Origin of the sequence: Microbacterium sp. NPDC088619 (assembly GCF_044752825.1) — a bacterium.
GTDB lineage: Bacteria > Actinomycetota > Actinomycetes > Actinomycetales > Microbacteriaceae > Microbacterium.
Map to the genome: position 1 here is coordinate 946,906 of NZ_JBIVLZ010000001.1, position 20,736 is coordinate 967,641.

A 20,736-nucleotide genomic window follows, 5' to 3' on the forward strand; every position below is an offset into this window, starting at 1 on the left:
ACCACGCGTCGGCACATCGGACTGCGGCACACCCCGGTACGTAACGTGCGGCCGACGGGTCGCGTGCCAGGCGAGAATGGGAGCATGGACTGGCAGACGACCTCTGAAGACACGGTGCCCTCGGCGCCCGTGACGGAGGCCGACGTGCGTCTGCTTCGCGCACGACCGCCCGCGACCGGCGCCTGGCGAGATGGCGACCCGGCGGGCGGACGCAGTTTCGCCTCGTTCGGGCCCTTCCCGACCGAGAGCGGCGCCGAGCTCCCCGGCATCCGTCTCGCATTCGAGACGTGGGGCGAGTTGAACGAGGCCCGCGACAACGCGATCCTGGTGCTCCACGCGCTCACCGGAGACAGTCATGTGCGCGGCGGCGCCGGGGCGGGACACCCGACCGCGGGCTGGTGGGAGGACGTCACCGGGCCTGGAGCACCGCTCGACACCGACCGCTGGTTCGTCATCGCCCCGAACATGCTCGGCGGATGCCAGGGCTCAACCGGTCCTGCCAGCATCGCGCCCTCCGGATACGAGTGGGCATCCCGCTTCCCCTACCTGACCATCCGCGACCAGGTCGCGGCGCAGGTCCGCCTGGCCGATTCCCTCGGGATCGACACCTGGGCCGCCGTGATCGGCGGATCCATGGGCGGAATGCATGCCCTCGAATGGGCCGTCTCGCACCCTGACCGCGTCGCCCGCCTCGCCGTGCTCTCGTCGCCGCCCGTCACGACCGCCGATCAGATCGCCCTGAACACGGTGCAGCTCGAGACGATCCGCATGGACCCGCGGTTCCAGGGTGGCGAGTATTATGACCTGGCAGACGGCGAGGGCCCGCATCGCGGCCTGGCCCTGGCCCGGCGCATGGCTCTGCTGAACTACCGCAGCCCGATCGAGCTCAACCAGCGTTTCCAGCGTTCCTGGCAGTCCGGGGTCTCACCTCTCGGTCACGGTGGTCGCTTCGCCGTCGAGTCGTACCTCGACTTCCACGGCAACAAGTTCACCCGCCGTTTCGACGCGAACAGCTACATCACCCTCGTCGAGGCCATGAACTCGCACGACGTCGGTCGTGACCGCGGTGGCGTCGAAGAGGCGCTGCGCGCCGTGACCGCCACGACACTCGTGCTGGGGATCGACAGCGACCGCCTCTTCCCCGTCGACGGCCAGCACCGCATCGCCCGGAGCATCCCGAACACCCTCGACGGCACAGAGGCGGTGGTGCTGACCAGCGATTTCGGGCACGACGGCTTCCTCATCGAGACCCAGGCAGTCGGCAGCAATCTGCGCCGGCTGCTCGCGAGCTAGCTCTCGTCGATCACCCAGGGCAGGGAGCCGGTCCGCAGTCGCAGTCCGTCCCACTCGAAGTGGGTGCCGTGCGTCGATTCGACCACGCGGGTCGAGAAGTGTCGGGCCACCCCTGCCGAGGCGAGCGCGGCATCGGCCGATGCGAAACGGCTGAGCTGGTGCAGCGTGACCCATGTCGGTGGGAACAGCGTCAGTTCCCCTGTCGCGTGTCTCGACAGAGCCTCCGCGGGGCTCAGCCACACCACATCGACGACCTCGTCGACCGAGACTCGCGGTTCGTCGTCCGGAGCAGAGGCGAGGAAGAACCAGGTCCGGATGCGGGTGGGCGCCTCGACCGGCGGCTGCCAGCGCGACAGCGGCACCGGATCGCTGATGACCAGGCCGACCTCCTCGGCCGTCTCGCGAACCGCCGCCCGGCGCGCATCGTCGCTCTCGTCCGCCCCCTCTCGACGGTCGGACGGCTCCACCTTCCCGCCAGGGAACACCCAGGCCCCGGGGAACGAGCCACGATCAGGCCGACGCATCAGCAGCACGGCGAAGCCTTCGGGCGTCGGGCGCAGCAGCACGGCTGTTCCGGCGACGGGCAGATCGTCGAGGTCGGTCACACCCTCACTCTATGAGGCGGAATACCGCTCACGCCGCAGTGAGCACCGGTCTGCGGGCCTCTGAGCGATAGGACAGCAGGGCGATAACGAGGCCCGCGACCGCGAGCGCAGCCCCGGTCCACGACGGCGCGACGAAGCCCCATCCTGCGGCGATCACCATGCCACCGAGGAACGCCCCGAGGCTGTTGCCGATGTTGAGCGCAGAGTGGTTCATCGCTGCGGCGATCGACTGGTTGTCGCCGGCGACATCCATCAGCCTGGTCTGGATCGTCGGGCTGAGCACCGAAGACACGAAGCCGACCACGAACACGAGCAGAGCGAGTGTGACGATCCAGAATGCGAGCGTGGCGAGAAGGGCGAACACCACGGCCATCGCCGCGAGTCCGAAGAGCAGCGTGCGTCGCAGGTCGATGTCTGCGAGATGACCGCCGACGAGGTTGCCCGCTGTCATCCCGAGCCCCATCAGCACCAGCACGATCGGCACTGCCCACTCGGGAGAGCCCGCCACCTCGGTCACGAGGGGTGCGATGTAGCTGTACACGGCGAAGAACCCGCCGAAGCCGATGGCACCGACGCCGAGCGTGAACCAGACCTGAGGGATGCGGAAGACGCCGAGCTCTTCGCGCATCGTCCGCCCTGGAGATCCGGGGTGCTTCGGAACGAAGAAGGCGATGCACACGGTCGCGAGGGCGAAGACGAGAGTGACGACCGCGAACGCCACCCGCCATCCCCAGAGCTGGCCGAGGAAGGTGCCCAGGGGCACTCCCACGACGTTCGCCACGGTCAACCCGGTGAGGATGAAGGCAACGCCCTTGGCTCGGTTGCCCGGCCCCATGACGTCCGCCGCGACCAGAGCACCGATGCCGAAGTAGGCGCCGTGCGGCAGACCGGCGAGGAACCGCGAGGCGCCCACCAGCTCGAAGGTCGGCAGGAACACCGTCAGCGCATTGAACACGGTCAGCGCCAGCGCCAGGCCGATCATCACGCGGTGCCGAGGGTAGCGGGCGACGAAGCCGGCGATCGTCGGGGCGCCGACGACCACGCCGAGCGCATAGAGCGAGATCAGCCACCCTGCCTGACTCAGCGCATCCTCAGGGCTGCTCGCCCACAGAGCGGGCAGCAGTTCGTCGGCGATGTTGGGCAGCAGGCCCATCACGACGAACTCGGTCATGCCGATGCCGAAACTGCCGATGGCGAGGGAGAGGAGCGCCCACTTCGCCGCACCCCTCGATTCAGTCGAGGGATTCACTCGTCGATTCTACGGGGTGTCCGCGTCTTCGATCGCCGCTTCGAGCCGTTCGACCTTCGCGTCGAGCTCACCCGTGTATCCGGGTCGGATGTCGGCCTTGAGCACGAGAGAGACCCGCGAGCCGAAGGGCATCACGGCTTCTGTGGCGCGCTTGACGACATCCATGACCGAGTCCCAGTCCGGACCCTCGATCTCGGTGAACATGCTGGTCGTGCGGTGCGGCAGACCCGACTCCCGCACGACGCGGACTGCGGCGGCGACCGCATCGTGGACCGACGCGTCGGAGCGCTCGGTTCCGTCGGAGGGGACGCCGCTCGGTGCGACGGAGAAGGCGATCAGCATGGGTTCACTCCCGGGTGGTTGGCAGATGGTGGGCGGGCACTCGGACGAGGGCACGGATGCCGACGGCGAGGAGCACGACGAGCACGACGTTGCGCAGAGTCAGGACGGCGACGGGCAGCGCCTCTGCACGCAGCAGCGCGTCGTAGCTCAGCGGATAGATCAGGCACGTCAGGGCGCACAGCGCGAGCACGAGCAGCGCGGGGCCCGCGGCTCGCGTGCGGTCGAAGACGATCCAGAGGATGACCGGAGCGAGCAGCCACGTCTGGAACTGGGGCGAGCCCACTTTGTTCACGACGATCAGGGTCGTGACGAGACTCAGCGCGAGCGGAGGGAACAGCCGGGCGAACGACGCACCGCGTGACGCTTTGAGCCCGCCGATCGCGGTGATCACGACGACGACGACCACCATCAGCGGAGTGAGCACCGCGCTGACGGCGTCCGCCCCCTGCGCGCTGATCTGGAACGTCAGGATGTCGAAGCTGTACTCGATGCGGGCGGCCCCGGCGATCGCGAGCCACAGGAACGGGGTCGCAGCCACGGCCTCGATCTGCAGACCGCGTCCGGTCTGTTCCGTCAGGAACCCGAAGATCTCGGCATCGGCCCCGAAGACGAGCAGTGCGACGAGGACGCCTGCCGACACGGCTGCGGCGGTGAGCAGCATACGCATCCGACTCTTGGCCGCCACCACGGCTGCGAGCAGCAGCGCTCCCGGCCAGATCTTGATCCAGGCGCCGATCGTGAGCAGCACGGCGGCGGCGGCCGGACGGCGAACCGACCAGAGTGCGCCGATCACCGCGAGCGGCACCGTGATCGCGTCGATCCGGTACATCCCGATAGGTCCCAGCAGGAGCAGGGCGACCACCCAGAACCATGCGGCGATCCGCCGTGGCTGCGACGGCGATCGTCCGACGAGCACCGCGAAGGCGATCGCATCGAGCACCGCGACGAGCACGGCCCACGCGATCAGGTATGCCGCTGAGGCGCCCAGCGCGGCGATGAGCGGTGTCGACAGGATCTTGGCGACCAGCATGGGGACGAGCGCGAGCTGCGGGTAGACCCAGGTCTCGGTGATGCCGACGATCTCCCCTCCCGACAGCGCAGCAGACGACCAGGGCTCGTAGACCAGCACGACGTCACCCATCGGCTGACTGGGGAACAGCCAGCCGGCGGCCGCCGTGACGAGATGCACGACGGCGAAGGCGCTCCAGAGCACGACGAGACGGATCGTCGAGGTGCGGCTCACGCGCTGATGTCCGCGATCGCGCGAGGCAGAGCCTCTGCGACGTCGAGGGCGACGATCGGATGACCCTGCGCACCGCCCGCCGTGCCGATGCCGGCGGCGATGCGGCCGGCATGGCCGTGCAACCAGGCTGCGGCCGCCGCGACCTCGGCCGTCGCTGCCTCGGCATTTCCGGCGAGCAGTGCTCCGAGCACACCGCCGAGGACGTCGCCGGTGCCCGCCGTCGCGAGCCACCCGGTTCCCGCCTCCACTCGGATCACGCCTCCGTCTGCATCGGCGATCAGCGTCTGAGCGCCCTTCAGCAGGACTGTCGCACCGAGGTCGGCCGCGACCCGGGCGACAGCGCTGACCCGGTCGTCCGCGGCAGCGGATCCCAGCTGATCCTGCAGGCGCTCGAACTCCCGTCGATGCGGCGTCAGCACGAGAGGCGCTTGACTTCCCGGCGCCAGATCCAGCGCGCCCGCGTCGACGACCACCGGCACGGATCCGGCGAGCAGGTCGCGCAGTTCGCGCTCCGCCGCGCGGCTGCGGCTCGCGGCATCCGTCCCGGAGCCGATCACCCACGCCCCGACGCGTGCGCCGGCGGCGTACGGGCTGACCACCGTCTCAGGGCGCCGAGCGATCACCGCATCCGCTGCCCGACCGTCTCCGACATATCGGACGAATCCCGCTCCCGCACGCCACGCCGCTTCCACGCTGAGAACGGCGGCACCGGGGTAGGCGGACGAGCCGGTGCGCAGGCCGACGACCCCACGGGAGTACTTGTCATCATCCACTCCGGGCACGCGCAGGAAGCGTGCGGTGTCCTCACGGGACCAGTCGCGTGCGTCGGGCATGACTCCACGTTAGTGCGGCGGCCCGCATGCCCCCACCCGACGAGTAGCGTCGAGGAGTGAGCATTCTCTTCTCTCCACTGAGCATCCGTTCCGTCACCTTCCGCAATCGGCTCTGGGTCTCCCCCATGTGCATGTACAGCGCGGTCGACGGCGTCGTCCAGGAATGGCACCACACCCACCTCGCCCAGTTCGCGTCCGGCGGCGCCGGTCTGATCGTGGCCGAGGCGACGGCCGTCGTGCCCGAAGGACGCATCTCGCCGCGGGACGCGGGCCTGTGGAACGACGAGCAGCGCGACGCGTGGGTGCCGGTCGTCGAGGCGATCCATGCGCGCGGCGCCGCAGCCGGCATCCAGCTCGCGCATGCCGGTCGCAAGGCGTCGACCTGGTGGCCCTGGGCGGACGAGCGCGGGTCGGTCCCGGAGGCGGAGGGCGGATGGACGACCTCCGCACCCTCTGATGTGCCGTTCGAGGGCTTCGCGGAGCCTGCAGCGCTCGATCACGACGGCATCGACGCCGTCGTCGAGGGGTTCGCGACGGCGACCCGCCGTGCCCTCGACGCGGGCTTCGACGTGCTCGAGGTCCACGGTGCGCACGGATACCTGCTGCACCAGTTCCTCTCCCCGCTCTCGAATCTGCGAGACGACGAGTACGGCGGGTCGCTCGAGAACCGAGCTCGGCTGCTCCTCCGAGTGGTGGACGTGATCCGTGAGGTCGCCGGAGACGGAGTACCCGTGTTCGTGCGCATCTCGGCCACCGATCACGCCGAGGGCGGTTTCACGCCCGACGAGGCGGCGACGGTGAGCGCCTGGGCGACCGAGCACGGCGCCGACCTCATCGACGTCTCCAGCGGCGGACTGGTCGCACACCAGCAGATCAGCGTGTTCCCCGGATACCAGGTGCCGCTCGCCGAGACCGTGCGCCAGGGCGGACGCATCCCCGTGACCGCGGTCGGACTGATCACCGCCGCCGAACAGGCCGAGCAGGTACTCGCCGAGGGCGCGGCGGATGCGATCTTCGCCGGCCGCGAGTGGTTGCGCGACCCGCACTTCGCCCTCCGCGCGGCTCATGAGCTCGGCGCCGACATCGCCTGGCCGCCGCAGTACGAGCGGGCGCGCTGGCGCTGATCACCGCCCGATGGAATGGAGAAAGCCCCCGGTCCGCTGGGACCGGGGGCTTCTCGATGAGTCCGGCTCAGTGGCCGCGGATGCGACGGGTCGCGTCCTGCACCTCGCCGACGAGCTCCTCGAGGATGTCCTCCAGGAAGAGCACGGCGGTCGTGCGGCCCTGGGAGTCTCGGACCTTCGCCAGGTGACGCCCTGCTCGTCGCATCACGGCGAGAGCGTCCTCCAGATCGGTGTCCTCCTGCACCGGAACCATATGGTTGATGCGCTTCGAGGGCAGCGGCTCGACCAGCTTCTCTGCAGCGCCCGGTCCGTCCGATGCCCGCAGGATGTCCTTGAGATGGACGTATCCGACCGGCACTCCCTCGTCGTCGACGATCACATAACGCGAGAAGCCGTAGCGGGCGACGGCCTTCTCGACATCATCGGGGGTCGTCGACTGCGGAAGCGTGACGAGATCGCTGAGCGGCACGGCGACGTCTCGAGCCTTCTTGTCGGTGAATTCCACCGCGGCCGCCACGGTGCCCGCCGTGTCGGTCAGTACGCCCTCTCGACGCGACTGATCGACGATCGTCGCGACCTCGTCGAGCGTGAACGTCGACGCCGCCTCGTTCTTCGGCTCGACCCGGAACAGCCGCAGCACGCCGTTGGCGGCCGCGTTCAGCAGCCAGATCACCGGCATGAAGATCTTCGACACCAGTACCAGGGGCGGCGCGAGAATGAGCACCGCACGCTCCGGCACCGAGAACGCGAGGTTCTTCGGAACCATCTCGCCGAAGACCACATGCAGGAACGACACGATCAGCAGAGCGATCGCGAACGACACAGCATCGACGACTCCGTCCGACCAGCCGAACGCGTGCAGCGGCACGGCGAGCAGATGATGGATCGCGGGTTCGGAGACGTTCAGGATCAGCAGCGAGCAGATGGTGATGCCCAGCTGCGAGGTCGCCAGCATGAGCGTCGCGTGCTCCATCGCGAAGAGCGCGGTCTTGGCGGCGCGCGATCCGCGGTCCGCCTTCGGCTCGATCTGCGACCGGCGCGCGGAGATCACTGCGAACTCGGCGCCCACGAAGAAGGCGTTCGCCACGAGCAGCACGACCAGCCAGGCAAGTCCTCCCCAGTCGTTCATCGTCCGACCACCTCTCCCGGCATCTCCGGACTCGGCACATATCGGATGCGGTCGACGCGGCGACCATCCATGCGCACGACCTGGAGCTTGCCGGTGTCGAGGTCGACCTCGTCGCCGACGGACGGCACACGTTCGAGGATGCTCATGACGTAACCGGCCACGGTGTCGTACACATCGCCCTCCGGAACCTCCACGCCTGCTCTGCGTCGGAGCTCATCCGGCCGCAGCTCTCCGGGGAAGGTGATGCCGTCTCTGCCGCGGACGACTCCGGCACGCGTGCGGTCGTGCTCGTCGGAGACCTCGCCCACGAGTTCCTCCACGAGATCCTCCAGGGTGACGAGCCCCGCCGTCCCGCCGTATTCGTCGACCACGACGGCCAGCTGGTAGCCGCGGGCCCTGAGCTCGGAGATGAGCGCGTCGACGTGCACGGTCTCCGGGACGCGGAGCGGATCGGTCGAGAGCGCGCCCACCGGCACTTCACCTCGTCGATCACGCGGGACGGAGATCGCGGCTTTCAGGTGCACGACGCCCGTGATGTCGTCGAGATCGTCGTCGTAGACGGGGAAGCGGCTGTGTCCGGTGCGGCGAGCGAGCTGGATGACGTCATCGGCCGAGTCGCCGACGGCGAGGGCGTGCATGCTCGGACGAGCCGTCATCACGTCGGCCGCCGTCAATCGGGAGAACGTCAGAGTGCGGTCGAGCAGACTCGCGGTGTCGGCTTCGAGCAGCCCGGCACTCGCCGAGCGACGCACGAGGGAGGAGAGCTCCTCGGCGCTCCGGGCCCCCGAAAGCTCCTCCTTCGGCTCGATCCCCATGCTCCGCAGCACGCCGTTCGCGCTGCCGTTCAGCACCACGACGGCCGGCTTGAAGACGGTCGTGAAGGCGACCTGGAACGGCATGACGAGCTTGGCGGTCGCGAGCGGCAGAGCCAGCGCGAAGTTCTTGGGAACCAGCTCGCCGAGGATCATCGACAGCACGGTGGCGACCAGCATCGCGACGATCGTCGCGATCGGACCGACGGCGGCTTCAGGGATGCTCCATGCCACCAGAGTCGGACCCAGGAGGTTCGAGAGCGCCGGCTCCATCGTGTAGCCGGTCAGCAGCGTCGTCAGCGTGATGCCCAGCTGTGCGGAGGACAGATGGGTCGACGTGTGCTTGAGTGCGCTGATGGTCAGCGACAGGCGGGATTCGCCGCGGGCCTGACGGGCCTCGAGATCGGCGCGGTCGAGGTTGACCAGGGCGAACTCGCTCGCGACGAACAGCCCGGTGCCCACAGTGAGCAGAAGCCCCACGCCCAAGAGGATGTAGTCCATCAGTCGTTCCTCCCGAGACGGGGAGGCAGGCAATGGGGCGATGTACTACAACTGGGAGGGTCGTCCATGGTGTCCACGATTCTACGGGATCGCGGCGGTTCGGAGCGCTGACGCTTACCAGCTGACCGGGAGCGCCTTTCCCTCTTCGTATCCGGCGGCGGACTGCAGCCCGACGAGCGCCCGTTCATGGAACTCCGGCACCGAGGATGCGCCGGCGTAGGTGAATGACGAACGCACACCCGACGTGATCATGTCGAGCAGGTCCTCCAGTCCCGGGCGCAACGGGTCGAGGTAGATCTTCGACGACGAGATCCCCTCTGCGAACAGTTCCTTGCGCGCACGCTCGTACGCATCGAGACGGCCGAACCGGGCCTGCACCGCCTTCGTGGAGGCCATGCCCCAGGATTCCTTGTAGATGCGGCCCTCGGCGTCGCTCTGCAGCTCGCCCGGTGCCTCGATCGTCCCCGCGAACCAGGAGCCGACCATCACGGACGCGGCACCGGCGGCGAGCGCGAGCGCCACATCGCGCGGGTACCGCACTCCCCCGTCCGCCCAGACATGCGCACCGAGCTCCTGGGCGGCCTGAGCCGTCTCGAGCACAGCGGAGAACTGCGGGCGGCCGACGGCGGTCATCATGCGCGTCGTGCACATGGCGCCCGGCCCCACGCCGACCTTGAGGATGGAGGCGCCGGCCTCGACGAGGTCCTTGACGCCGTCTGCGGTGACGATATTGCCCGCCACGATCGGGATGCCGAGGTCCAGAGCGGCGACGGCGCTCAGCGCGCGCAGCATCCCCTCCTGGTGTCCGTGCGCCGTGTCGACCACGAGCACATCGACGCCGGCACCGGCGAGCGCCTTCGCCTTGGCTGCGACGTCTCCGTTGATGCCCACCGCAGCAGCGACGGCGAGGCGGCCGTCGCCGTCCAGCGCCGGCCGGTACAGCGTCGACCGCAGGGCGCTGCGCGCGCTGAGAGTCCCGACGAGGTGCCCGTGGTGCGTGATCGTCACCGTGTCGACGCCCGCATCGGTGATCACATCGAACGCATGACGCTCTGATCCGATGTCATCCGCATCGAGGGACGGCGTGCCGGCGTGCACGAGGTCGCCCAGCTGCGCATCCGGCAGTGCAGTGGCCAACCGTGTCGCCGCGAGGACACCGAGAATGCGTTCCGCATCGTAAGGAGCTCCCCCTGTCGCCACGACGATGCCGTGCCCTGCGGTCGCCGGCATCAGCCGGAGAGCATCGGACACGGATGCCTCGGGCGGCAGCACGATCGGCGTGTCCCACAGCACGGGCTGCGCCTTGACGTCGCGGATCGCGGCATCGAGACCCTGCAGCGGCATGTCCTGAGGGAGCACTCCGAGTCCGCCACGCCGCGCGAGGACCGCCGCGAGCCGGCGGCCGGTGACGGAGTTCATGTTCGAGGCCACGATCGGGAGCGTGGCCGGGGTGCCGTCCTGCGGAGCCAGATCGACCTGCAGACGGCTGGTGACGGCGGATCGTCGGGGCACGAGGAAGACGTCGGAATAGGTCAGATCGACTGTGGGTGACTCACCGGAGAACTCCATACCCCCACGGTACTCAGATAGCGGCGACGAGGGCGCATGCCTTCGACGAATGCACGAGGAAACACGTTAGGCTTGGAAGTCGAGAGTGTGCGGGCCCGGACGCATCACGCGTCCTGCTGTGCATACGTGGACTTCAGCGATGAAAGAGGGCGATCGAGCGTGTCGAACCAGGTGACCGGCGTCGGGGGCGACGGGGGGTTCGGAGCCAATTCCTGGCTCGTGGAAGAGCTCTACGAGCAGTACAAGGTGAACCGCGACTCCGTCGACAAGGAGTGGTGGCCCATCCTCGAGAAGTACCAGTCGGATGCCGCCACCGGCGCCGCGACTCCCGCGCCTGCTGCCGAGCAGCCCGCGCATCCGGTGACCGCCCCCATCCCCGTCATCGGCGCACAGCCCGTGGCGCGGACCACGACCAAGCCGGCCGCCGCGGCGCCGATTCCGGCGCAGGCCCCGAAGCCCGCGGCGAAGGCCGAGGCACCGGAGTCGGCGGAGCCCGTCGAAGAGGACAAGGTCACTCCGCTCCGCGGTCTGCCCAAGACCCTCGCCGCGAACATGGACGAGTCCCTGACCGTCCCCACCGCGACCAGCGTCCGCACGGTGCCCGCGAAGCTGATGATCGACAACCGCATCGTCATCAACAACCACATGGCCCGCACCCGCGGCGGCAAGATCAGCTTCACCCACCTCATCGGCTGGGCGCTCATCCGCACGCTCGACGAGTTCCGCAGTCAGAACGTGTTCTATGCCGAGATCGACGGCAAGCCCTCGGTCGTGGCACCTGCGCACGTGAACCTCGGCATCGCCATCGACCTGCCGAAGCCCGACGGCACGCGCGCTCTGATGGTCCCCAGCATCAAGCGTGCCGACACACTGTCGTTCAGCGAGTACCTCGTCGCCTACGAGGACCTCGTCACGCGCGCCCGCAACAACAAGCTCACGGCCGCCGACTTCCAGGGCACCACCGTGTCGCTGACCAACCCGGGAGGCATCGGCACGGTGCATTCCGTCCCCCGCCTCATGAAGGGGCAGGGCTGCATCATCGGCGCCGGTGCGCTCGAGTACCCGGCGGAGTTCCAGGGCGCGAGCGAGAAGACGCTCAACGAGCTCGCGATCGGCAAGACGATCACGCTGACGAGCACGTACGACCACCGTGTCATCCAGGGTGCCGGTTCCGGAGAGTTCCTCAAGAAGGTGCACGAGCTGCTGATCGGGCAGCGCGGCTTCTACGACGACATCTTCGCCGCTCTGCGCATCCCCTACTCGCCGATCCGCTGGAACCCCGACATCGCGGTGGACCTCGCCGAGCGCGTCGACAAGCAGTCCCGCGTGCAGGAGCTCATCAACTCGTTCCGCGTGCGCGGACACCTGATGGCCGACATCGACCCGCTCGAGTACGTCCAGCGCTCGCACCCCGACCTCGAGATCGAGAGCCACGGACTCACCTTCTGGGACCTCGACCGCGAGTTCGTCACGGGCGGGTTCGGCGGCCGTCGGGTCGCGAAGCTCCGCGACATCCTCGGTGTACTGCGCGACTCCTACTGCCGCACGCTCGGCATCGAGTACATGCATATCCAGGACCCGGAGCAGCGTCGCTGGTTCCAGGAGAAGGTCGAGGTCAAGTACCAGAAGCCCGGCCACGACGAGCAGCTGCGCGTCCTCCGCAAGCTCAACGAGGCCGAGGCGTTCGAGACCTTCCTGCAGACCAAGTTCGTCGGCCAGAAGCGATTCTCACTCGAGGGCGGCGAGTCTCTCGTCCCGCTGCTCGACGAGATCCTCCAGGGTGCGGCCACCGCCGGCCTCGAGGGTGCAGCGATCGGCATGGCGCACCGCGGTCGCCTGAACGTCCTGACGAACATCGCCGGCAAGACCTACGGCCACGTGTTCCAGGAGTTCGAGGGCACGCAGACCCCGGGCAACCAGCGCGGCTCCGGCGACGTGAAGTACCACCTCGGCACCGAGGGCACCTTCGTCGCCGACGACGGCTCCGAGCTCCCGGTCTACCTCGCCGCCAACCCGTCTCACCTCGAGACGGTCGACGGCGTCCTCGAGGGCATCGTCCGCGCCAAGCAGGACCGCAAGCCGATCGGCACGTTCGCCTGGCTGCCGATCCTGGTGCACGGTGACGCGGCGTTCGCCGGTCAGGGCGTGGTCGTCGAGACGCTGCAGATGTCTCAGCTGCGCGGATACCGCACCGGCGGCACGATCCACGTCGTCGTCAACAACCAGGTCGGCTTCACGACCCTCCCCAACGACTCGCGCAGCTCGGTGTACGCGACCGATGTCGCGAAGACGATCCAGGCGCCGGTTTTCCATGTGAACGGCGACGACCCCGAGGCCGTCATCCATGTCGCGCAGCTCGCTTTCGAATACCGCGAGCGGTTCCACCGCGACGTCGTCATCGATCTCGTCTGCTACCGCCGCCGCGGGCACAACGAGGGCGACGATCCCTCGATGACCCAGCCGCTGATGACCGACCTGATCCAGGCGAAGCGATCGGTGCGCAAGCTCTACACCGAGTCGCTCGTCGGTCGTGGTGACATCACCGAAGAGGAGTACGACGAGGCCAAGGCCGACTTCCAGAACCGTCTGGAGATCGCCTTCGCCGAGACCCACGCCGCCGAGACCGGCGCCAATCAGGTCGCTCCGGACCTCCCGCCCGCGGACGAGCAGGTCGGCGCCCCTGAGATCACGGGAGTCTCGAACGAGGTCATCCAGCTCATCGGCGACGCGTTCGTGAACAAGCCCGAGGGCTTCACCGTTCACCCCAAGCTGCAGCAGCAGCTCGAGAAGCGTCTCGACATGAGCCGCAACGGCAACATCGACTGGGGCTTCGGCGAGCTGCTCGCCTTCGGTTCGCTCCTCGTCGAGGGCACGCCGGTGCGTCTCGCGGGGCAGGACTCGCGACGCGGCACGTTCGTGCAGCGTCACGCGACTCTGCACGATCGCGCGAATGGCCAGGAGTGGCTGCCGCTGTCGAATCTCTCCGAGTCCCAGGGTCGTTTCTTCGTCTACGACTCGCTCCTGAGCGAGTACGCGGCCCTCGGCTTCGAGTACGGCTACTCCGTCGAGGCGCCTGAGGCTCTCGTCCTGTGGGAAGCCCAGTTCGGCGACTTCGTCAACGGCGCCCAGACGGTCATCGACGAGTACATCTCCGCGGCCGAGCAGAAGTGGGGACAGCAGTCCAGCGTCACGCTGCTCCTCCCCCACGGCTACGAAGGTCAGGGACCGGACCACTCGTCCTCCCGCATCGAGCGCTTCCTCCAGATGTGCGCGCAGGAGAACATGATCGTCGCGCGCCCCTCGTCGCCCGCGTCGTACTTCCACCTGCTGCGCCGTCAGGCGTACGCCCGTCCCCGCAAGCCGCTCATCGTCTTCACGCCGAAGGCCATGCTGCGTCTGCGCGGAGCGACGAGCCCGGTCGAGGCTTTCACGCAGGGCCGTTTCGAGCCCGTTCTCGACGACAGCCGCGATCTCGACCGCACTGCGGTGAAGAGGGTGCTCGTGCACTCGGGCAAGGTCCACTGGGATCTGAAGGCCGAGCTCGAGAAGAACCCGAACCCGGAGGTCGCGCTCGTGCGCCTCGAGCAGCTGTATCCGACACCGATCGACGGACTGAAGGCCATCACCGACTCGTACCCGAACGCCGAGCTGGTGTGGGTGCAGGAAGAGCCGGAGAACCAGGGAGCGTGGCCGTTCCTGGCGCTCGCGTTCGCCGATGTCCCCGGTGACCGCAGCTTCCGTCCGGTGTCGCGTCCCGCGTCGGCATCGCCTGCGACGGGCTCGTCCAAGGTGCACGCGGCCGAACAGGCGAAGCTCCTGCGCGACGCGCTGACGATCGGCTGATCCGACCTGAAGCGAAAGGGGCGCCTCGACATCGGTCGAGGCGCCCCTTTCTGCGCTGCGTGTTCAGTACCAGATGTCGAGGGCCGGCGCGGGGAACGAGACGAACGCGCGATCCAGGGCGTCGACGACGGTCGAGTCCGCGTCGATCCGGCCCGCCGCGCGCAGCGTGGACGCCCGCACTCCCCCGGCGAACAGGATCGAGAGCGCTGAGACGTCGAGCTCGGCGTCCACGGCCACGTCCTCGACGGAGTCGACAGATGCCTTCCCTGCCTGATCGACACGCAGACGCCAGTCACCGGACGCGAATCCGAGCGGATCGCGAACGCGGAGCACTGCATCGATCTGCGCGGAGTAGGTTCTGGCCGTCAGAGCCGTGGGCAGATCGAGAAGTCGCAGCCAGCCGTGGTCGTGCACGGTCTGAGTGACACCGCGGGGGTCTCTTACAAGCCACGGAAGCGCATCGTCGAGCGGGCGCAGGTCGGCCGTGACCTCGTCGACGAGATCGTGCTGCAACGCGAACCCCCACAGAGCCGCGGTCGCCTCGGGAGTCTCGGCGACGAGCAGGCGCACGTTCAGTGCGAATCGGAAGGATCCGCTCCGCTCGCTGAGCGTGAAGGCCATCGCCCCGCGCACCTCGCCGTCGGCATCTCTGAAGCGGATGCCGCGCACCTGATCGCGGTCGGTGTCGCTCGGGGACAATCCCGCGATGCCGGTCCATCGCGAGGACCATCCAGGGATCTGTCCGCCGCGATGACCTCGGACACGATCATGCACCGACCCCAGTTCGGCGGCGAGCGTGTCGCGGTCGACGTACTCGACGCGACCTCCCGATGCGGGTCCGGCCCAACCCGCCCGACGGGTGTCGACCGCGAAGCGCGACATGTGCAATGCCGAGCCGAATCCGTACCGGCCGTAGATCGTCGCTTCCGAGACGGTCAACCCCGCGATCGACACTCCTGCCGCTGCCGCTGCGCGCAGCTCTCCTTCGAGGAGCGCCCTCGCTATGCCGCGGCGACGATGCGTCGCCGACACCGTGACTCCGCTGATCGCCCACATCGGCAGCTCGCCGCCGCCGGGCAGCGCCATCGGGGTGACCCATGAGTCGATCGTGGCGACGGGCGGAGCGTCCGTCGCTGCAGCGTCGTAGACGCCGATGTTGCGTCGGGATTCGAACGCCGACCGGCCGGAGGCGAGCACCTCAGGTGTCGGTTCTGCGCCCAGGAATCCTCGGGTCATCGCCCGCTGGAAGCTCTCAGACTGAGCACCGTCCGCGGTATCGACCACGCGGTAGACCAGCGCTTCTGCGGCCAGGCGCTCGGCGGAGGTCGGGTCGGCAGGGATGTCGCGTGAATCGATGACGGTCATGCTTCCACCCTACGGGCGAACGACGACAGCACGATCCGGGGCACCGACGGCGGCCCGACGACTGTCAGTGCTGCGCGGCCTGAACCTCACGCAGTCGAGCGAAGACCTGGTCGCGCAGCTCTTCGGGCGCCGTCTCCTTGCACGCGCGCGCCACGACCTCGGTGAGGGTCGTCGCCACGAGCGCTTCATCCCGGCAGGACGGGCAGTTCTCGAGATGCTCGCGGATCTCGGTGTGCTCCGTGTTGCACACCTCGTTGCGGAGGTACTCCTCGAGATCCTTGCGGGCCTTGTCGCAGCCGCAGTCGGTCATTTCGTGCTCCTCGGGTCGGCCGCGGAGATTCCCCGCTCCACGGCGTAGTCGGCCAGCAGCTCCCGCAGCATCCGCCTGCCTCGATGCAGACGGCTCATCACGGTGCCGATGGGTGTCTTCATGATGTCCGCGATCTCCTGATAGGCGAAGCCCTCCACATCCGCGAGGTACACCGCCAACCTGAAGTCCTCGGGAACGGCCTGCAACGCATCCTTGACGACCGATGCGGGCATGTGGTCGATGGCTTCCGCCTCGGCCGAACGGCTGTGCGAAGCGGTGGTCGACTCGGCACCGCCCATCTGCCAGTCCTCGAGCTCGTCGATCGTGCCCTGGAACGGCTCTCGCTGCTTCTTGCGGTAGATGTTGATGTACGTGTTGGTCAGGATGCGATACAGCCACGCCTTCAGGTTCGTGCCCTGCGAGAACGTCGCCCAGGACCCGTAAGCCTTGACGAACGTCTCCTGCACGAGATCAGCAGCGTCAGCCGGGTTGCGCGTCATGCGCATCGCCGCGGCGTAGAGCTGATCCATGAAGGGGATCGCCTGTTCCTCGAATTCGCGCCGAGGGTCGCTGACCGTCTCTGCGGTTGCCGTGTCATCCATCACCGGCCAGTCTAGGCGGGTGAGGTCGACGGACTCGCGTTCCAGCGTTGCGAGCATGCTCTCTCCTTCTCGGCGTGCGCCCATATTCGATCATGCGGACACTCGCGTTTACTAAGGTGGGAACCGATGAGCGCCAACAGGTATTCCCCCTCCCCTGTCCAGGGCGTCTACGTCGCGCCGACCAGCACCTCAGCCGTTCATGCGACCGTGACGATCCCGGGATCGAAATCGCTCACCAATCGCGAACTCATCATCGCCGCGATCGCCGACGGACCGGGCAGACTCATCGCTCCCCTGCACTCCGATGACTCGCGCCGCATGATCGACGCGCTTCGCGCCCTGGGCGTCGGAATCGAAGAGATCGACGGCGACGGAGAGTTCGGTCCCGACCTGGCGATCACTCCCGCCAAGCTCGCGGGCGGCACCACGATCGACTGCGGTCAGGCCGGCACCGTGATGCGCTTCATCGCGCCGCTGGCGGGCCTCGCCCAGCACGATGTTCACCTCACAGCTCACGAGACGGCCCTGCACCGGCCGATGGGCGGACTGATCAGCGCGCTGCGCGACCTCGGAGTCGACATCGACGATGAGGGCACGTGGGCACTGCCGTTCACCGTCCGCGGCCACGGTCGCATCCGCGGTGGGCGCGTCGAGATCGATGCCTCGGCATCCAGCCAGTTCGTCTCGGGACTGCTGCTCGCCGCCCCGCGGTTCGACGTGGGTCTGCACCTTGTGCACACCGGCGAACATCTGCCGAGCCTTCCTCACATCGACATGACCATCGAAGCCCTGAGCCGACGCGGCATCCGGATCGAGCGACCCGCAACGGGTGAGTGGCTCGTCGAGGCGGGCGTGCCTCGCGCCAAGGAGATCGCCATCGAGCCCGATCTCTCGAACGCCGCTCCGTTCCTCGCAGCCGCACTGGTCACGGGGGGCGCTGTGTCGGTGCCGGGGTGGCCCGTGCACTCCACGCAACCCGGCGCCCTGCTTCCCGAGATCCTGCAGGCGATGGGCGCGCATGTCGGCCGACACAGCGGCACTCTGACGGTGCGCGCGGGATCCGAGATCCGCGGGCTCGACATGGATCTGTCCGCGGCGAGCGAGCTGACCCCGACGCTGGTCGGGCTGGCGGCGTTCGCGTCCGGCCCCACCACGATCCGCGGTATCGGTCACATCCGGCTCCACGAGACCGATCGCATCGCCGCTCTCGTCGGGAACGTCCGCGCTCTCGGTGGCGAAGCGGAAGAGCTCTCCGACGGCCTGCGCATCATTCCGCGACAGCTGCGCGGTGGCTCGTGGGCCGCGCACCACGACCATCGGATGGCCACGACGGGCGCCCTCATCGGCCTTCGCGTCCCCGGCGTGGAGATCGACGACATCGGCACCACCTCCAAGACTCTTCCGGAGTTCACCCTCCTGTGGGAGCGAATGCTGCGGGGCGCATCCTCGTGAGCTGGCTCGACGACTCCGACGACCTCGACGACGGCTTCGAGGACTTCGACGAGAGCAGCATCCGCACGCGCCCGAACCCGAAGGCCAACCGCCCTCGAACCAAGCGACGCCCGGCTCACGACGACGCGCAGATCGGTCGCGTCCTCGGGGTCGACCGGGGTAGGTACTCGGTGCTGATCGATGAGGACACGCCTGACGAGCGCATGATCACCGCCGCGCGGGCGCGGGAACTCCGCCGGAACCCGATCGTCACCGGTGATCTCGCCAAGGTCGTCGGTGACATCTCGGGCGAAGACGGCACTCTGGGGCGGATCATCGGCATCGCCGACCGTACGTCCCTGCTTCGGCGCAGCGCCGACGACACCGACCAGGTCGAGCGGGTGATCGTCGCGAACGCCGACCAGATGCTCGTCGTCGTCGCCGCCGCAGACCCCGAGCCGCGTGCCCGCCTGGTCGACCGCTACCTCGTGGCCGCATTGGATGCGGGTGTACGTCCGCTCCTCGTCGTCACGAAGACGGACCTGGCAGACCCCAGCGCGTTCCTGTCGCATTTCGACGGACTCGATCTGCGCGTCTTCACCAGCGCGCAGGACGAGATGCCCGTCGACGAGATCGGCGCGGCACTCGTGGGGCACTCCACGGTCTTCGTCGGGCACTCCGGTGTGGGCAAGTCGACGCTCGTGAACGCTCTGGTGCCCAGCGCTCTGCGCGCGACGGGTCACGTCAACCAGGTCACCGGCCGTGGCCGGCACACCTCGTCCTCGACCGTCTCGCTGCGCTACGTCAGCGAGGAGGGCAACGGCTGGGTGATCGACACCCCCGGCGTCCGATCCTTCGGGCTGGGGCACGTGAACCCCGCGAACATCCTCGCCGCCTTCACCGAGCTGGCGGAGATCGCCGAGAAGTGCCCGCGCGGATGCACGCACCTCGTGGATGCTCCGGATTGCGCGCTCATCGAAGCGGCCGAGAACGGCGAGCTGAGCGAGACAGGGCGAGCTCGCCTGGACTCGCTGCAGAGGCTGCTGCAGACCTTTGCCGACAAGGCGGAGCAGGCGCCCGGCCGGTAGGCTGGATCCGTGACTGTGCGCCTGGAACCCGGATCCGCTGCCCCCGACTTCGCCCTCCTCGATCAAGACGGCGCGACCGTCCGACTCGAGGATCTGCACGGCCGGAAGACGGTGTTGTATTTCTACCCGGCCGCCATGACGCCCGGCTGCACGACGCAGGCCTGCGATTTCCGTGACAGCATCTCGTCGCTCGAGGGCGCCGGATATCGGGTGATCGGGGTTTCGCGCGACGAGCCAGCGAAGCTCGCCGAGTTCGGCGAGCGGGACGGCCTGACCTTCACCCTTCTCAGCGACCCGGACCACGCCGTGCACACCGCATACGGCGTCTGGGGCGAGAAGATGAATTACGGCAAGGTCGTAGAGGGTGTCATCCGCTCGACCTTCGTGCTCGACGAGCAGGGCACGATCACCCTCGCTCAGTACAACGTCAAGGCGACAGGGCACGTCGCGCGTCTGCGCAAGCTGCTCGGCATCGACGCCTGAGAGTCACTCCGCCGGGCGCTCGTTCTCAGCGCGTGTGCTCGCGATCAGCAGCGCGAAGCACAGCAGCGCCGGCAGACCGACTCCGACGGTGAACGCCCAGCTGATCGGCTGCAGGGTCAGCGAAGCGAGCGCGAGCGCGATAACGAGCACCTGGAAGACGACGCCGCCTGAGCGCGCCCAGGAATGGCCCTTCCTGGTCCCGACGGCGAAGGCGATGAGTGCGACAGCGCCGACGAGCGTCAGCACGATGAGGGCGAGCGCAGTCGGCAGCGATGCGGCATCGCCCGCGCCGAGCCCGACGAGTTCGATGAGGGCGAAGACGATCAGCGCAGCACCCTCTGCCGCGAGGACCGCGGCGGCCGCCAGAGCGAGGCCGGGTGAGCGCACTGTTGTCTCCTGAGAATCGAATGAGAACGGCTGAAACCCTTGATTTCGCCGGTTTCATGTAACAGAATAGACAGCGTCATGTGCTCCCACAGCGGCGTGGGGCGGGCTCGTCGCCCGCATCACAAAAGCGGGCATCCGTCCGTATCTCATACAGGGTAGCTGAACCCGATCTGCACCCGAAATCCGAGTCGTCGCAATGCGTCGATTTCTGAAAAACCACACCGAGGAGCCCCCATGGACTGGCGCGATAAGGCCGCCTGCCTGACTGTCGACCCCGAGCTGTTCTTCCCAGTCGGGAACACCGGCCCGGCCGTCGACCAGATCGAGAAGGCGAAGACCGTCTGCGCCACCTGCACGGTGACCGAGATCTGCCTGCAGTACGCCCTCGAGTCCAGCCAGGACTCGGGCGTCTGGGGCGGCCTCTCCGAAGATGAGCGCCGTGCCCTCAAGCGCCGCGCCGCTCGCGCACGCCGCGCCTCCTGAACGAACAGAAGCGGCCCGAGACGATGTCTCGGGCCGCTTCTGTG

General features: G+C 68.2%; 19 protein-coding genes. 7 read left to right on the forward strand and 12 right to left on the reverse strand.

The genetic code is table 11. The features are described 5' to 3' along the window. Positions 1-84: 84 nt before the first annotated feature. Positions 85-1,293: a homoserine O-acetyltransferase gene (locus tag ACIP5T_RS04925; RefSeq protein ID WP_400861048.1), complete on the forward strand. Its 1,209-nt coding sequence runs from the start codon at positions 85-87 to the stop codon at positions 1,291-1,293. Here the strand turns inward: ACIP5T_RS04925 and ACIP5T_RS04930 are convergent. Genes ACIP5T_RS04930 through ACIP5T_RS04950 form a run of 5 tightly spaced genes read right to left on the reverse strand, consistent with a single transcriptional unit; the run spans position 1,290 to position 5,565 of the window. Beyond that, a complete protein-coding gene (locus tag ACIP5T_RS04930) occupies positions 1,290-1,898 on the reverse strand; it encodes an NUDIX hydrolase (protein WP_400861050.1) in 609 nt (202 codons plus the stop codon). The two genes, ACIP5T_RS04925 and ACIP5T_RS04930, sit on opposite strands and share 4 nt — an antisense overlap. 28 nt (positions 1,899-1,926) lie before the next feature. Then, the gene (locus ACIP5T_RS04935; RefSeq protein WP_400861051.1) at positions 1,927-3,147 is read right to left on the reverse strand and encodes an MFS transporter; all 1,221 of its coding nucleotides are present in this window, start codon (positions 3,145-3,147) and stop codon (positions 1,927-1,929) included. Positions 3,148-3,156: 9 nt separating this feature from the next. Continuing rightward, positions 3,157-3,489 carry an MTH1187 family thiamine-binding protein gene (locus ACIP5T_RS04940; RefSeq protein WP_400861053.1) on the reverse strand — a complete coding sequence of 111 codons (333 nt, stop codon included), beginning with the start codon at positions 3,487-3,489 and terminating at the stop codon, positions 3,157-3,159. 4 nt (positions 3,490-3,493) lie between these two features. Next, positions 3,494-4,732 carry a hypothetical protein gene (locus tag ACIP5T_RS04945; RefSeq protein WP_400861056.1) on the reverse strand — a complete coding sequence of 413 codons (1,239 nt, stop codon included), beginning with the start codon at positions 4,730-4,732 and terminating at the stop codon, positions 3,494-3,496. Then, positions 4,729-5,565 (reverse strand): NAD(P)H-hydrate dehydratase, encoded by an 837-nt coding sequence (locus tag ACIP5T_RS04950; RefSeq protein WP_400861058.1) that lies wholly within the window; start codon positions 5,563-5,565, stop codon positions 4,729-4,731. Before ACIP5T_RS04950 ends, ACIP5T_RS04945 begins: the two co-directional genes overlap by 4 nt. A gap of 56 nt (positions 5,566-5,621) precedes the next feature. Here ACIP5T_RS04950 and ACIP5T_RS04955 point away from each other — a divergent pair, with 56 nt between their 5' ends. Beyond that, entirely contained in the window at positions 5,622-6,689 is a 1,068-nt protein-coding gene (locus ACIP5T_RS04955) for an NADH:flavin oxidoreductase/NADH oxidase (protein WP_400861059.1), read from the forward strand. Positions 6,690-6,756: 67 nt separating this feature from the next. Here ACIP5T_RS04955 and ACIP5T_RS04960 read toward each other — a convergent pair whose 3' ends face one another. The 3 genes from ACIP5T_RS04960 to ACIP5T_RS04970 form a co-directional block, all read right to left on the reverse strand. After that, on the reverse strand, positions 6,757-7,818 hold the full coding sequence (locus ACIP5T_RS04960; RefSeq protein WP_400861061.1) for a hemolysin family protein: 1,062 nt from the start codon (positions 7,816-7,818) through the stop codon (positions 6,757-6,759). Then, positions 7,815-9,131, reverse strand: a complete 1,317-nt coding sequence (locus tag ACIP5T_RS04965) for a hemolysin family protein (RefSeq protein ID WP_400861062.1) — start codon at positions 9,129-9,131, stop codon at positions 7,815-7,817. The genes ACIP5T_RS04960 and ACIP5T_RS04965 overlap by 4 nt, the downstream gene beginning before the upstream one ends. 114 nt (positions 9,132-9,245) lie before the next feature. Beyond that, positions 9,246-10,700 carry a GuaB1 family IMP dehydrogenase-related protein gene (locus tag ACIP5T_RS04970; protein ID WP_400861064.1) on the reverse strand — a complete coding sequence of 485 codons (1,455 nt, stop codon included), beginning with the start codon at positions 10,698-10,700 and terminating at the stop codon, positions 9,246-9,248. Between the two features lie 159 nt (positions 10,701-10,859). Here ACIP5T_RS04970 and ACIP5T_RS04975 point away from each other — a divergent pair, with 159 nt between their 5' ends. Then, positions 10,860-14,543, forward strand: coding sequence for a multifunctional oxoglutarate decarboxylase/oxoglutarate dehydrogenase thiamine pyrophosphate-binding subunit/dihydrolipoyllysine-residue succinyltransferase subunit (locus ACIP5T_RS04975; protein WP_400861066.1), 3,684 nt, complete (start codon positions 10,860-10,862; stop codon positions 14,541-14,543). A 63-nt stretch (positions 14,544-14,606) separates the two neighbouring features. On the opposite strand, the gene ACIP5T_RS04980 is transcribed toward ACIP5T_RS04975, so the two are convergent. From ACIP5T_RS04980 to ACIP5T_RS04990, 3 genes are all read right to left on the reverse strand, one after another. Continuing rightward, positions 14,607-15,908 (reverse strand): GNAT family N-acetyltransferase, encoded by a 1,302-nt coding sequence (locus ACIP5T_RS04980; protein ID WP_400861068.1) that lies wholly within the window; start codon positions 15,906-15,908, stop codon positions 14,607-14,609. 64 nt (positions 15,909-15,972) lie between these two features. Further along, positions 15,973-16,218, reverse strand: a complete 246-nt coding sequence (locus ACIP5T_RS04985) for a zf-HC2 domain-containing protein (RefSeq protein ID WP_042541911.1) — start codon at positions 16,216-16,218, stop codon at positions 15,973-15,975. Beyond that, a complete protein-coding gene (locus tag ACIP5T_RS04990) occupies positions 16,215-16,877 on the reverse strand; it encodes a sigma-70 family RNA polymerase sigma factor (protein ID WP_400861070.1) in 663 nt (220 codons plus the stop codon). Before ACIP5T_RS04990 ends, ACIP5T_RS04985 begins: the two co-directional genes overlap by 4 nt. Before the next feature lie 69 nt (positions 16,878-16,946). Here ACIP5T_RS04990 and aroA point away from each other — a divergent pair, with 69 nt between their 5' ends. From aroA to bcp, 3 genes are read left to right on the forward strand one after another with little or no spacing between them, the layout of a single operon-like run. After that, positions 16,947-18,272: a 3-phosphoshikimate 1-carboxyvinyltransferase gene (gene aroA, locus ACIP5T_RS04995; protein WP_400861072.1), complete on the forward strand. Its 1,326-nt coding sequence runs from the start codon at positions 16,947-16,949 to the stop codon at positions 18,270-18,272. After that, on the forward strand, positions 18,269-19,339 hold the full coding sequence (gene rsgA, locus ACIP5T_RS05000) for a ribosome small subunit-dependent GTPase A (protein ID WP_400864601.1): 1,071 nt from the start codon (positions 18,269-18,271) through the stop codon (positions 19,337-19,339). The genes aroA and rsgA overlap by 4 nt, the downstream gene beginning before the upstream one ends. Positions 19,340-19,348: 9 nt before the next feature. Continuing rightward, on the forward strand, positions 19,349-19,822 hold the full coding sequence (bcp, locus tag ACIP5T_RS05005; protein WP_400861074.1) for a thioredoxin-dependent thiol peroxidase: 474 nt from the start codon (positions 19,349-19,351) through the stop codon (positions 19,820-19,822). Positions 19,823-19,825: 3 nt separating this feature from the next. Here bcp and ACIP5T_RS05010 read toward each other — a convergent pair whose 3' ends face one another. Next, complete coding sequence (locus ACIP5T_RS05010) at positions 19,826-20,209, reverse strand: hypothetical protein (RefSeq protein WP_400861076.1); 384 nt, start codon at positions 20,207-20,209, stop codon at positions 19,826-19,828. A 234-nt stretch (positions 20,210-20,443) separates the two neighbouring features. Here ACIP5T_RS05010 and ACIP5T_RS05015 point away from each other — a divergent pair, with 234 nt between their 5' ends. Next, positions 20,444-20,692, forward strand: a complete 249-nt coding sequence (locus ACIP5T_RS05015) for a WhiB family transcriptional regulator (protein WP_028503730.1) — start codon at positions 20,444-20,446, stop codon at positions 20,690-20,692. The last annotated feature ends 44 nt before the right edge of the window (positions 20,693-20,736 follow it).

Bases quoted from the DNA above. Each gene is read 5' to 3' on its own strand.
- ACIP5T_RS04925 (WP_400861048.1), top strand. From the start codon at position 85: ATGGACTGGCAGACGACCTCTGAAGACACGGTGCCCTCGGCGCCCGTG.
- ACIP5T_RS04940 (WP_400861053.1), bottom strand. From the start codon at position 3,489: ATGCTGATCGCCTTCTCCGTCGCACCGAGCGGCGTCCCCTCCGACGGA.
- ACIP5T_RS04950 (WP_400861058.1), bottom strand. From the start codon at position 5,565: ATGCCCGACGCACGCGACTGGTCCCGTGAGGACACCGCACGCTTCCTG.
- ACIP5T_RS04960 (WP_400861061.1), bottom strand. From the start codon at position 7,818: ATGAACGACTGGGGAGGACTTGCCTGGCTGGTCGTGCTGCTCGTGGCG.
- ACIP5T_RS04965 (WP_400861062.1), bottom strand. From the start codon at position 9,131: ATGGACTACATCCTCTTGGGCGTGGGGCTTCTGCTCACTGTGGGCACC.
- ACIP5T_RS04970 (WP_400861064.1), bottom strand. From the start codon at position 10,700: ATGGAGTTCTCCGGTGAGTCACCCACAGTCGATCTGACCTATTCCGAC.
- ACIP5T_RS04980 (WP_400861068.1), bottom strand. From the start codon at position 15,908: ATGACCGTCATCGATTCACGCGACATCCCTGCCGACCCGACCTCCGCC.
- ACIP5T_RS04985 (WP_042541911.1), bottom strand. From the start codon at position 16,218: ATGACCGACTGCGGCTGCGACAAGGCCCGCAAGGATCTCGAGGAGTAC.
- ACIP5T_RS04990 (WP_400861070.1), bottom strand. From the start codon at position 16,877: ATGCTCGCAACGCTGGAACGCGAGTCCGTCGACCTCACCCGCCTAGAC.
- aroA (WP_400861072.1), top strand. From the start codon at position 16,947: ATGAGCGCCAACAGGTATTCCCCCTCCCCTGTCCAGGGCGTCTACGTC.
- ACIP5T_RS05015 (WP_028503730.1), top strand. From the start codon at position 20,444: ATGGACTGGCGCGATAAGGCCGCCTGCCTGACTGTCGACCCCGAGCTG.